The sequence below is a fragment of the Providencia alcalifaciens genome, assembly GCF_915403165.1.
Lineage (GTDB): Bacteria > Pseudomonadota > Gammaproteobacteria > Enterobacterales > Enterobacteriaceae > Providencia > Providencia alcalifaciens_C.
Map to the genome: position 1 here is coordinate 1,608,057 of NZ_OU659204.1, position 12,658 is coordinate 1,620,714.

Genomic DNA, 12,658 nt, shown 5'->3' on the forward strand with positions numbered 1-12,658 from the left:
GAATTGATACGTTATGATCATACCAATTTATATGCATAGACAATTTATGTTAAGTAAGATTTTTAGCACGTTATTTAACGAAAAACTGAATACGTGAACGGCGGTTTAAAGGAAACTCAATGGAAAATATCACGATTAAAAATGTTGAAGAGATAGAATTAATGCGAGAATCTGGCCGATTGCTTGCCAGCGTTTTTAAAATGTTGGATGAGTTTATCGTTCCCGGAATATCCACAATGGAAATTAACGACAAAGTCGAAAGCTATATTGTGAATGAACTTCAAGCGCGTCCTGCCAGCAAAGGCCAATATGGTTATCAATATGTTCTAAATACATCAATTAACGAAGTTGTTTGCCATGGTGTGCCAAAAGTTGATGAAATTTTAAAGCCAAAAGACATTATTAACGTGGATATTACACTGGAGAAAAATGGTTTTATTGCTGATTCAAGTAAAATGTATGTGATGCCAGAGGCTTCCCCGCTTGCCCGAAAATTAGTGAAAGATACCTATAATGCAATGTGGGAAGGGATAAAGCAGGTAAAACCGGGTGCTACGTTAGGTGATATTGGATCTGCCATCCAGCATCATGCGGAATCAAACGGGTATAGCGTTGTTCGTGAATACTGTGGACATGGTATTGGTCGAAAAATGCATGAGGATCCGCAAGTATTACATTATGGAACCCGTGGACGCGGTGTGGTTCTAAAAGAAGGTATGACATTCACCATTGAGCCGATGGTCAACCAAGGTGGCATGAAAATAAAAACCAAAAAGGATGGTTGGACGGTCGTGACGCGAGACAAAAAACTTTCAGCGCAGTCGGAACACACCGTTTTGGTCACTAAAGATGGTTATGAAGTACTGACTCTGCGTGACGAAGAGCGCTAATCCGATATAGCTTTAATAGGGTTTACTTCTGATACTGCAAATCGCCATATTCACCATAAATGGAATATGGCGATATTTTTCATTAAGTTAATTTAATGCTTAAATTCTGAAACTATTCATTTATTGACGTCATTTCAACTTGGGTTATCGTTATTGTCTAACAGACATGAAGCTTATGACTAAAATACCCACCAAAAAGGTAATTTACATGGATATTACACATTTTATCGTGTTATATATCGGCAAATAAACTTTTCTGGTGCCACGCATGTTTAACCTCTCTGAATTAATTAACGATACGCCCATTGATTCTATTCTTTTATTTATAGTCACCTTCGTTTTATTAATTATTTCTGCTTATATTGGAAAATATATTTTTAAACGCCGCAATGCTCATGAAGAGCTAGCGGATGATGAGGCTAAAATTATTTTAGGTGCGATTTTGTCGTTATTGGGGCTGTTGATTGGCTTTGTATTATCGATTTCTATCAATGGCTATAATAACCGCCAACAAACAGAAGAAAATGAAGCGATTGCGATTGGTAATGCATATCAGCGAGCGCAATTACTCAGCGGCGATGAGCGGGCGGAAGCCTCATTGCTTATCCAACAATATCTTGAAGCGCGTATCGAATTTTTTAAATCTGGAGTTAGTGACGAAAATAACCAATGGCGGATGACATCGCTGACTAAACAAGGGCAACTTTGGGAAATTGGCGTGAAGCAGGCTCAAGAATCGCCGAATCCCGTGGTCTCTTCGGTTTTATCGGCGTTTGGTGATTTATATGTTTCCCAACAAAAAACCATGGCGAGCTGGCGACACCAAATTCCGAATGCTGCTTGGTTCTTACTGATATTTTTCGCCATCTGTTCTAATGTCTTGATAGGCTATAACATTCGAGGAACAAAAGGTAAAAACTGGCTCATTGTTATTTTGCCATCGTTGACGACATTGGCACTGTTTATGATTGCAGAAATTGATATCCCAGGAGAAGGGGTGATCCACGTTACGCCAGACGATTTACTTTTATTGCAAGATTTCTTATTCAAGGATGGTGCTTGGCTGGGAAAGTAAGTTAGGCAGTGCAGAAATGAAGGAAAACCCTCTGAGTATAAGCTCAGAGGGTTGAAGGATTATCGAACGATAATACCTAATAAAATTCCGATAGCGCCGAAGTCAGCATCACTAAAGGTAGTATTTGCAATACCTATATCACCGAGGACTGGCAGCAAGAATACAGGTAAGAAGGTAATTAACAGACCTTGAGCAAAGGCACCAAGAATTGCACCACGGCGTCCACCCGTTGCGTTACCGAATACCCCAGCCGCCGCACCTACGAAGAAGTGTGGTACAACACCCGGAATAATTACCGTCATGTTCAGTGCATACAGAATAAACATGCCTAATACACCCGCTGCAAAGCTGCTTAAAAAGCCAACTAACACCGCATTTGGCGCGTAAGGGAAGACCACTGGGCAGTCTAATGCAGGTTTTGCATTTGGCACCAATTTGTCAGAAATCCCTTTAAATGCAGGAACGATTTCGGCGATAACCATGCGTACACCTTGCAGAATGATGTAAACACCCGCTGCGAAAGTAATGGATTGCATCAACGAGAACATAAACCAGTTTTTACCACCGCTCACTTCACGTACAAAATCACCGCCTGCAAACAAGCAAGTAATGATAAAGATAATGAACATAGTGAACGAAATAGCCACTGGCGTATCACGCAGGAACAGTAAGCTTTTTGGTACATTCATATCTTCAGTAGAATGTTCTTTATTACCAAATTTGCTACCGATAAAACCCGCTAACACATAAGAAATAGTGGAGAAGTGACCAATTGCCACATCATCAGAACCAGTGACTTTTTTCATGTACGGGTGTGCAATCGCAGGGAAGAACACCATACAGAAACCCACAATCATTGAACCGACAGCAACGAGCATGGTTCCTTCCATACCTGCAGTCGCCAAGATAACCGCAATCATCATAGACATGAATAAAGTATGGTGACCGGTTAGGAAGATAAATTTCCATGGGGTCAGGCGAGCAATCAAGATATTGATTAACATCGCAAAGAACATGATCATTGCCATTTCACGACCGAAGCTTTTTTGTGCAATAGACACAATTGCTTCGTTGTTCGGCACGACACCATTGATACCAAATGCGTGTTGGAAAATCGCGGAAAAATCCCCTAAAGAGCTGACAACTAACCCTGCACCGGCACCTAAAATCACAAAACCCATAATGGTTTTGATGGTGCCTTTAATGCATTCGGTAACAGGTTTCTTTTGAGCAATCAGACCGATAAGTGCTATCAGACCGACGAGTACCGCCGGTTCAGAAAGCACATCTTGCATCAGAAAACGAAAGAATTCCATGAAGCCTCCGGTTACATCGCGCCGAGTTTCTGTAAAGCCACGCTCAGACGTTCTTTCATCGCGACTTTATCAATCATATTTTCCAGAGCAACAATTTCGCCGTCAACTTGTTGAGCAACTAATTGTTCGGCGATATCTGTGGTACCGACAAAAATATCACTCACAGTACCTTTGGCTGAACCTAAGTCAACGTGGTCAACATCAGCCGCAACTTGCAGGTCTTTTAAAATTGTCTTGATGCTCATTTCCATCATCAGACTTGTACCTAAACCATTTCCACAAACAACAGTGATTTTCATAATATTTACCTATGACTCAATTATTCATATTTAGCGATGATGTTAAGGATGTCATCTACGTTTTCTGATTGCATGATGCTATCAATATCTTCTTGGTTATCAAAAAGTTCAGCCAGTTTTGCAATCGCACCGATATGGCTGTTGCTGTCTGTTGCTGCAAGAACAATCAATAACTTAATTGGATCGTTACCTTCTGAACCAAACTCAACCCCTTGTTTAATGACCGTTAAACCGAGAGATAGCTGGTTAACTCCATCTTCAGGGCGGGCATGTGGCATTGCAATGCCCGGGCCTAATACATAGTAAGGGCCGATTTTTTCGTGGGATTGAATGATGGCATCAATATAGCGAGGTTCGATGAACTTATTATTAATTAAGGGATTACAGGCAATTTTTATTGCATCACGCCAGTCATTGGCGCTGTCAACCACCTGAACCACATTTGGGGTTAATAACGTAGTTAGCATTGGCTTGGCTCCTGGTAAAAAAGAAATTCTATTAGATGTTTTAGTAATGGAATGAATAGTAGTGATCTATGGTAGCGCTATCTAGCTGAATTATTCATTTTCGTGATAGCGCTATCATTTTGGCTAAATATCGTTAATAAAATCATTTTTAGTGCATTTGGCAGTTAATTAACAAATCGGAGCTGTGATAAGTTATCGTCGTTGAATAATAAGTTTAGACGAAACAAAGTAATTTCATGCAGAAAACCCGAAAAAGAAAGAATACAGGCAGAGTCACATTACAAGACGTCGCAAAATATGCGGGGGTCGGTTCAATGACGGTATCGCGCGCTTTGCGGACACCGGAGTTAGTCTCGGATAAATTGAGGGAGAAAATCAATGAAGCTGTTGAGGAACTCGGCTACATTCCCAATTCCGCTGCGGGCATTTTAGCATCAGGCCAAAGCCGAACCATTGCAGTATTGATCCCATCATTACGAGACAACGCAAGCTCAGCTTTTCTGCAAGCTTTACAAGAAGTCTTGAACAAAAATAATTATCAAGTGGTGATTGGTAGTCACGATTATCAGCATAAGAAAGAGTCTGAGGTGTTACTCACGCTGTTGCAAAGTAGCCCCGCCGCATTGGTGATTTTTGGTGCAATGAATTCTGAAAGTGCCTTGGGGACTCTGAATAATTTGCCGATCCCCGTAATTAACGTGACGGGGGATCCCGCTCATCGCTTTACACTCAATATAAAAAATAATTTAGGAGAAGCTGTCAGCTTCCTCACACACTATTTGCTGCAAAAAGGTCACCAGCGCATTGGCTACATTGGTGCGCAAATGGACAGTAAAATGCAGGGTCAACAACTGAGTGGCTGGAATAACACTCTGTTAAAGCATAACTTAAGTGCAGAGCAGAGTATTACGACGCCTTATGTGGCAACTATGGACTTTGGTCGGCAGGCGATTAGCGAAATGTTGACCCGTCAACCAGAATTAGAAGCCGTGATTTGTAGCCATGAAATGATAGCGTTAGGGGTCATGTTTGAGTGTCAGCGGCGGCTAATCAAAATTCCAAAGATGCTGGCTGTGGTGTGCGTTGAAGGGTCGGAAAATTGCGATCATATTCATCCATCACTCACCTCCGTGCGCATTGATTACAGTAAAATGGCGCGGGAGACGGCGAAAAAACTCTTAAAATGGTTGGGAGATACCGAAGAAAGCTTTGCTGATATTCAGGATGAAATTGTTTTCCCTTATAAATTTGAGGCAAGACAAAGCGGCTAGAGCTCACTGTATTTGTTGCAATACATTGTGTGTCCGGTCACAGAATCACGTAAAGGTTAAAAGTTATTTTTAATCTCGAAATAAGAATGCCGTAGAGGTCACTGTTTATTTATCTTTCTGTGCTAATTTCCTCATTATATCTATCGTGCATGTTCGGATTTTATGCAGAGATAGATGCTTTGTTTAACTTGAATATAGTTATTACACAGGGGATAAGTACATTATGAAATCAATAAAAACACTCATATCTGCCGCAATTTTAGTTTCGTGTGGCGCGACAGCCGCAACAACAGGTTCTGAAGTTTTAATGGTGCAAAATGGCGGAACGCCGAATAAGGTGTATTCTGCGAATAAACCAACGATCAAAGTTGCTACTTATAATATTGGTAAAAATGAGCTGGCGGCCGATGTCGCTAATTTAGATGAATTGAGCAAAGCGATCGCTAAGATTGATGCGGATGTAATTGTCTTAACTGAAATTGATAATAAAACTGCGCGTAGCAAGAAAGTGAATCAATTAGAGGAGATTGCCAAAGCGAACAAAATGGATTTTGCGTTTGGTAAGGCACTTGATTTTGATGGTGGTGAATATGGTGTAGGAATTTTATCAAAATATAAAATTGAGAAATCCCAAGTCGTGAATTTACCATCAGGCGGAGCAGAGCAACGGGTGGTGTTATTATCACAAATTACAAAGCCTGGCTTTGATTCACCAATTATTATCATGGGAACTCACTTAGACTGGCAGAAAGATCCTACCATTCGCATTGGCCAAGTTCGCCATATTCTCGATGCGACGATTGGAGATACCGAAACAGGCTTCGATAATATCGCGGCCTCTATCAAAATTCTCGCAGGGGATTTCAACTCAACAGCCAAAGAGCAACCTATTCAGGAAATCAGCTATTTTTGGGATCCTGTTGAGAAAAAAGGGGTAAATTATCGCACATGGCCTGCGGTTAATCCTGCTATTGATATCGACCATATCTTTACCTATAAAGGCCAAGTATGGGACGTGAAAACCATGACAATTCCAACAGATAGTAAAGACTTTCAATGGTCAAAAGTCAGTGACCATTTGCCTGTTATTGCAGAACTTGAGCTGCAAGAACAGTAAGTTTATGGGGTAGTCGACAGGCCTCTATTTGAGGTCTGTTTTTGTTTAAGTTATTTACTTTTGCAGGAATTTTTGACGTTGAATATAGCGGACTTGAGCTATCCCTAAGTACTCTTCAATAGTGGCGTAAATGCGTGAGCTTAATGCGTAAAAATCCACTTCACTTTCTAAGGCTGGTTTAGTTAATGTAATGAATTCATACATAAATTCTTTAATTGTCGAGAATTTATTAGCGACGTTTTCATAGTAAAATTGATAAACATAGGACTCTTGAGAATGGCTGAGTTCGGTATTATTTTTGATGTTGTTGGTTGCCAGCAACAGTAGTTGAGTATTTGTCATGAATGAGCCCTATTTTGTTTTTTGACCCGTTTTTGGTTTTTCAACCTGATATTGGTTTTGATCGGTTTTCGACTTTTTGACTTATTTCCGATGTTGGAAATAGTACACAAGTTACTATAAATCTTTTATCAAAATTAGTCGGATAATTTTAGTTTTTGGTTTTTAAATTAAATCTATAATCGTATTTCTCATTATATCATTGTGTTAGCAATTTATTTCACTGAAAGAATATTGAAGGGTGAAAGTCATAATTTAATCCCTGTAGACATTAATGGAATGCTATCATATTAAAAAATATGGAAATAAATATTTCATCAGATGATCTCTCTGGTAAATCTGAGCTTTCCCTTGCTTTCTGCGTGTAAGCAGCGAGTTTTCAATGTGCTATATCATGCATTAGTACGTCTATTTTATATGTAACTAAGGGTTATTCATATTCTTGCTTTATTTTAATTATAATAATTAACATTAACTCTAATATTTAATGTTAATTATTTATTTGTGAATTATTTAATATTGTTTTGTTTTTTTTATTAAAGATAATAAAAAGGGATAAATAAAATTTATCCCTTTAGCTGATTATTTAAATTAGCAAATTAACCTTTTAGTTCTCTCGCACTTTGTTGTAAATGCTGGAAAGAAGTGAATCGAGTTTGATGATGTAATTTAAATTTCTCATTAGGTTGATACGTTAAATCAATATTTGCAAATTGAGCCATTGCTTGCGCAACATTCTCACAAACACTTCCTGCGACAGCTCCCAAAATAGCAGAGCCCAATAATACAGGTTCATCCGCTTGAGTTGAAATCACCGGAACACCACAGGTATCGGCTAGAAGTTGACGGATTAGCGGGTGCTGGCCGGCACCACCACTGATAGCGATATTTTGGATAACAGCACCTGATTGTGCCTGAGCCTCAATAATTTGTCGTAATCCATAGCCAATACTGCACACGCCAGCGGTATAGAATGCAAGTAAGTTATCAAAGCTGTTATCCATGGTTAAGCCTGCAATGATGGCTTTCGCGTGGGGATCAGCGAAAGGGGCTCTATTGCCTAAAAACTCAGGAACAATATGAATACCTTCAGCTAATTTAACTGCTTGTGATGGGGTGCCTGATTTTTCTAATACTTTATCTGCCAGCATAACGGGCAAGGATTTACCTTGCTCTTTTGCCATCGCTTTGGCTTGTGCGGCCATCGGATGTAACGAAAGTAGCTGGTCAATTGCCGCACCGGCAGCACTTTGTCCTCCTTCGTTGAGCCACATCCCCGGTACCATTGCAGAATAATAGGGGCCCCAAACGCCAGGGATAAATACCGGTTCTTGGGTGGTGGTCATCGTGCAGGAAGACGTACCGAAAACATACGCCATATTTGCAGTCGCATCACCATTCACCCCAACTGTACCAATTCCGCCAGCATGAGCATCAATCATTCCTGCGGCAACTGGCGTTCCAACTAACAGTCCCATTTGCTCAGCAGCTTGGGTGGTTAAGCCGCTTCCATTCGGTGTGCCTGGCTCGACAATTTCCTGGCCAATGCGAGCAAAATTTTCGTCCGCTAATTCGGCGAGACCAATTTGACGAAAATAGTCAGCATCCCAGCGTTTTTCATGGGCCAAGTAAGTCCACTTACAGGTTACTGTGCATGTAGAACGTGCTAAGGAACCCGTTGATTTCCAAGTTAGGAAATCTGCCAAATCAAAAAATTGCCACGCATTATCATAAGTTTGGCGGCGATTTTCTTTTAGCCAAAGAATTTTGGGGGTTTCCATTTCAGGGGAAATCTTGCCCCCAACATAATTCAATACTGGGTGCTTCAGGCTATTGATACGTTCGGCTTGTTCCGTGGCGCGATGATCCATCCAAACAATAATATTGCGTTCAGGATCTTCACTCGGGCTGACGGAAATAGGTTGCTGGTTTTTATCTAAAACAACCAGAGAGCAGGTCGCATCAAAACCAATTCCTGCGACGCGTTTCGCATCAATCTTGGCATCTGCCATTGCATGTTTCACACAATAACAAACGGCATTCCAAATTTCGTTACTTGATTGCTCAGCGTAATTGGCACCATCACGGTAGAGCGTAATATCGTGTTTAACTGACGCAAGCATGTTGCCATGCAGATCAAAAATACCTGCACGGGCACTGCCTGTACCGACATCAATACCAATGACGACGTCGTCATTTTTACTTTGCGTAGGGCTGTTCATATGTCCTCCCACAATCTTTATGTTTATCGGTAAAAACTAGAGGTCAACGCTGTTTGGCAGGATCACAAGATCACGGATGGTGATATTTCTTGGGCGAGTCAGCATAAATAGAACCGCTTCAGCGACTTCGATAGGTTGCATTAAGCTGCCATTGGCTAATGCTTCTTCCATTTTTTCTTTTGGCCAGTCATCCAGTAATGCAGTGACAACAGGACCCGGTAATACAGCTCCAACGCGAACACCGTGTTGAGATACCTGGCGGCGAGTTGAATGAACAAACGCTTGAACTGCAAATTTAGACGCGGTGTAGATAGGCTCCCAAATTACGGGCACCATGCCTGCTATTGAGCTAGTAAACAGGACATCCCCTGATTTTTGCTCAATAAAATGTGGGAGAACGGCGCGCACGCTGCGAAATGCAGCATTGATGTTGAGGTTTAATACTTTATCCCAAACATCTGGGTCGCCTTCTGCGACTGGGCCACCGATATAAGCGCCTGCGTTAGCGTGGAAAATATCTAAGCGCCCCGTTTTGGCTAAAATAGCATCTAACATGCCATCCACTTGTTCTGGTTTCATTAAATCAACAACCAGAGGAATTGCATTGTCGCCTAATTCGGCAACTAACTGATTTAAGCGTTCTTCGGCACGGTCAATTAAAACAACTTTCGCGCCAGCTTTGAGTAGGGTACGTGCGCACTCAAGTCCAATACCAGAAGCCGCACCTGTGATTGCGGCAACTTTGTTTTCTAATGAGATAGCCATGATGTTCACTCCGGATAAGTTAGTTAATCAATAAGGAAGTCAAACTGAGTATTAGAAATTAATGTAATTTTAATAAGTTACGAGGGGATTTGGCGGAGTGTATTCAGTGAGTGAGAATGCAGGCAAATCGCCATATCAACTCGATTCTAGGTTAATTTCGATGTCGCTCAATCGATGGAGCAGTATTGCGACTTTTACGCTTTGGTGTCAAGCTAGGAAAAAATGGAGGCATAAATTTGTGAGCAAGATCAGACAAAACAAGAAAACCACGATCTATGACCTTGCAGAATTGGCAGGGGTTTCAGCCAGTGCCGTTAGCGCTGTATTGAATGGAAATTGGCAAAAAAGACGTATTAGCGCCCAATTAGCTGAAAAAATTATGCGAATAGCGCAGGAGCAAAACTATTCGGTGAATAAGCAAGCGAGCCTATTACGCAGTAATAAATCCAAAATCATTGGGATGTTAGTTCCTAAATACGATAACCGTTATTTTGGGTCGATTGTGGAGCATTTTGAGGAGATGGCCCGTGAACGTGGGTTATTTCCTATCATTACCTGTACGCGTCGTGATCCCCAATTAGAGTTAGAAGCCGCAAAGGCAATGCTCTCATATCAAGTGGATTGGTTGATTTCAACGGGGGCAACCGATCCTGATAAAATTACACAAATCTGCCACGCATCAGGTGTACCGACACTCAATTTGGACTTACCCGGTACACTGGCACCTTCGGTGATTTCCGATAACTATCATGGTGCAAAGCAGTTAACGCTCAATATTTTGCGCAAAAGGCAGCGGCGAGCGGCGTCGTCAGAATCGCTGGTGTTTGTTGGAGGACGGGAAGAAGAGCATAACACTCGAGAGCGAATTCGAGGGTTTATTGATGCTCATAATTCCCTGAATATAGAGGTTCCTCAACACCATATTCTGACTTGTGGTTATGCTCCAGAAAAAGCTGAGCAGGCACTCTCGACGTATTCTTTACGGCATTCCTTTTTACAGAAAGGAATACCGCAAGAGCCTAAATACATTGAACTTTGTGGACTATTTGTCAATTCAACCATTTCCTTGGAAGGGGTGGTGAGATGGTTAATGAAAGAGGGGCATACGGGAGCACATCAGCCGCCAATGGGATGTTTTGACTGGGATCCATTTGTCGCATTACTGGGGAATGATATTGAGATGGTGAAACAGGATGTTCCCGCTATGCTAGAGCAAATTTTCACCTTGATAGAATCGGGAGAAAGCCAGCCTCAGCTGATTGAGGTGATGCCTGTCATGGTTGGAAAAACGGAATAAAATTAAATCAGGCTTAAAGCAGAAATATTAAGCCTGATTATTGGTCTATTTAATATTTTTATTTAATGCTTTTATTTAAAGTATCTAAACGCAATTGGTGGCGCTGATTATAAAATTTCACATAGGTTAAATACCCAGCCAAAATCGTGGAGAGACTTGCTGTCGCTAATAGCATAAATGTCACCATAATTTGGTATTTAACTGCCTGTAAAGGATCGACTCCCGCAAAAATTAGCCCTGACATCATACCGGGTAAACTCACTATCCCAACCGTCTTGGCAGAATCCACCGTCGGAATTAATGAAGCTCGAATACTTTCGCGAATAATTGAGGCAGAAGCAATTTTAGGTGTGGCACCCAAGCTAAGCATTTCTTGAATTTGCTGTTGTTGGCTATTAAAGCGCTGCCCTAAGTTATTGAAGCAAAGCCCGACGGCAATCATGGCATTCCCAGCAATCATCCCTGTAATTGGGATCACTTGCATTGGGGTAAACGCGATGGCTTCAGTGAGAATTAATACCAGCAAAGTTAAAAACGTGCCTGAAGTAATCGCAATTAACGCGGTTGGAAATAGCTTATCGAGGTATTTACTGCGTTTTTTCGCATTCCACGCAGCGTTAAAGCAGATAAATAACACTAATAAAACAGTGAGTGCCTTATGGTCAACGTGGAAAATATATTTGAGGATATAACCGGCAATTAATAGTTGAACAATGGCGCGGCACGTACTCCAAATAATATCTTTTTCAAGAGAGAGCTTCTCTTTATGGCTAATAAAAATAGCCACTAAGACTAACATGATAGAAAATGCGAGCGACTCATTGGAAATAGTAGGTTGATGCACGATTAATTCCTATTTTTCGCTATGGTGTACGGGAAGGGTAATAATATCGTCAGCATGGCCAATTTCATCTTGATCATGAGTCACCCAGAGGACTGCTATATTATTCTTGACCGCTAATTGATGAATAAGCTCATTCACTTTGATCTTATTTTGTTCGTCTAAGGCGCTAGTGATTTCATCCAGTAATAAAATTTTCGGTAAGAATTGCAAATTACGGATCAACGAGACACGCTGTTTTTCTCCGCCTGAAAGCTCATTAATGCCTTTTTCTAGGATGGTATCAGGTAGCGAAAAATAGCTTAAATCATCGAGAATTTTTTGTTTATCAAGTGGTTGATTCCGTATTTGATAAGGAAAAAAGAGGTTGTCATACACGGTATTGCCAAAGAGTGCAGGCGTTTGAGTGCAATAGGAGACTTGTTGACGATATTTCTCTGGCGCAATTGCGTTGATACTTTCGCCAGCAAAGAGAATTTCACCGCAACTTGGTGGGATGAGTGAAGAGACAATTTTTAATAATGTACTTTTCCCGCAACCAGAAGGGCCCGTGATCAATTTAAATTCACCGGGGTATAGGTCAATCTGCACATTATCTAAAATTATCTTCTGACCAACCTGAAAACCGATATTCTTAAGTTGTAATAAGGGCTGTTTTGTTTCCATATTTGACCTAATCCATCTAATTCTATTATCGATATTACGGATATTATGCGCCAATTTAGGGTAAATAGACACCGCGTTATCTGGAATAGGTTT

The 12,658-nt window shown here is 41.0% G+C and carries 13 protein-coding genes; 5 read left to right on the forward strand and 8 right to left on the reverse strand.

Annotated features, from left to right (window positions below; all coding sequences use genetic code 11):
• Nucleotides 1–119 precede the first annotated feature (119 nt).
• On the forward strand, nt 120–890 hold the full coding sequence (map, locus tag LDO73_RS07325; RefSeq protein ID WP_224060835.1) for a type I methionyl aminopeptidase: 771 nt from the start codon (nt 120–122) through the stop codon (nt 888–890).
• 268 nt (nt 891–1,158) lie between these two features.
• Complete coding sequence (locus LDO73_RS07330; protein ID WP_224060836.1) at nt 1,159–1,965, forward strand: hypothetical protein; 807 nt, start codon at nt 1,159–1,161, stop codon at nt 1,963–1,965.
• A 59-nt stretch (nt 1,966–2,024) separates the two neighbouring features.
• Here LDO73_RS07330 and LDO73_RS07335 read toward each other — a convergent pair whose 3' ends face one another.
• From LDO73_RS07335 to LDO73_RS07345, 3 genes are read right to left on the reverse strand one after another with little or no spacing between them, the layout of a single operon-like run.
• Nucleotides 2,025–3,281 (reverse strand): PTS ascorbate transporter subunit IIC, encoded by a 1,257-nt coding sequence (locus LDO73_RS07335; protein WP_224060837.1) that lies wholly within the window; start codon nt 3,279–3,281, stop codon nt 2,025–2,027.
• Between the two features lie 11 nt (nt 3,282–3,292).
• Nucleotides 3,293–3,580 (reverse strand): PTS sugar transporter subunit IIB, encoded by a 288-nt coding sequence (locus LDO73_RS07340; RefSeq protein ID WP_224060838.1) that lies wholly within the window; start codon nt 3,578–3,580, stop codon nt 3,293–3,295.
• 20 nt (nt 3,581–3,600) lie between these two features.
• Nucleotides 3,601–4,047 carry a PTS sugar transporter subunit IIA gene (locus LDO73_RS07345; protein WP_036953691.1) on the reverse strand — a complete coding sequence of 149 codons (447 nt, stop codon included), beginning with the start codon at nt 4,045–4,047 and terminating at the stop codon, nt 3,601–3,603.
• Between the two features lie 236 nt (nt 4,048–4,283).
• Here LDO73_RS07345 and LDO73_RS07350 point away from each other — a divergent pair, with 236 nt between their 5' ends.
• Nucleotides 4,284–5,318 (forward strand): LacI family DNA-binding transcriptional regulator, encoded by a 1,035-nt coding sequence (locus LDO73_RS07350; RefSeq protein WP_224060839.1) that lies wholly within the window; start codon nt 4,284–4,286, stop codon nt 5,316–5,318.
• A 223-nt stretch (nt 5,319–5,541) separates the two neighbouring features.
• Nucleotides 5,542–6,435, forward strand: a complete 894-nt coding sequence (locus tag LDO73_RS07355; RefSeq protein ID WP_224060840.1) for an endonuclease/exonuclease/phosphatase family protein — start codon at nt 5,542–5,544, stop codon at nt 6,433–6,435.
• Between the two features lie 54 nt (nt 6,436–6,489).
• Here LDO73_RS07355 and LDO73_RS07360 read toward each other — a convergent pair whose 3' ends face one another.
• The 3 genes from LDO73_RS07360 to LDO73_RS07370 form a co-directional block, all read right to left on the reverse strand.
• Nucleotides 6,490–6,777: a hypothetical protein gene (locus tag LDO73_RS07360; RefSeq protein WP_224060841.1), complete on the reverse strand. Its 288-nt coding sequence runs from the start codon at nt 6,775–6,777 to the stop codon at nt 6,490–6,492.
• Between the two features lie 596 nt (nt 6,778–7,373).
• On the reverse strand, nt 7,374–8,996 hold the full coding sequence (locus LDO73_RS07365) for an FGGY-family carbohydrate kinase (RefSeq protein ID WP_224060842.1): 1,623 nt from the start codon (nt 8,994–8,996) through the stop codon (nt 7,374–7,376).
• A gap of 36 nt (nt 8,997–9,032) precedes the next feature.
• Nucleotides 9,033–9,761 carry an SDR family oxidoreductase gene (locus LDO73_RS07370; RefSeq protein WP_224060843.1) on the reverse strand — a complete coding sequence of 243 codons (729 nt, stop codon included), beginning with the start codon at nt 9,759–9,761 and terminating at the stop codon, nt 9,033–9,035.
• 238 nt (nt 9,762–9,999) lie between these two features.
• Here LDO73_RS07370 and LDO73_RS07375 point away from each other — a divergent pair, with 238 nt between their 5' ends.
• Nucleotides 10,000–11,058 (forward strand): LacI family DNA-binding transcriptional regulator, encoded by a 1,059-nt coding sequence (locus LDO73_RS07375; RefSeq protein WP_224060844.1) that lies wholly within the window; start codon nt 10,000–10,002, stop codon nt 11,056–11,058.
• 58 nt (nt 11,059–11,116) lie between these two features.
• On the opposite strand, the gene fetB is transcribed toward LDO73_RS07375, so the two are convergent.
• Nucleotides 11,117–11,857, reverse strand: a complete 741-nt coding sequence (gene fetB / locus LDO73_RS07380) for an iron efflux ABC transporter permease subunit FetB (protein WP_423810887.1) — start codon at nt 11,855–11,857, stop codon at nt 11,117–11,119.
• A 54-nt stretch (nt 11,858–11,911) separates the two neighbouring features.
• Complete coding sequence (gene fetA, locus LDO73_RS07385; RefSeq protein ID WP_224060846.1) at nt 11,912–12,565, reverse strand: iron efflux ABC transporter ATP-binding subunit FetA; 654 nt, start codon at nt 12,563–12,565, stop codon at nt 11,912–11,914.
• Between the last annotated feature and the right edge of the window lie 93 nt (nt 12,566–12,658).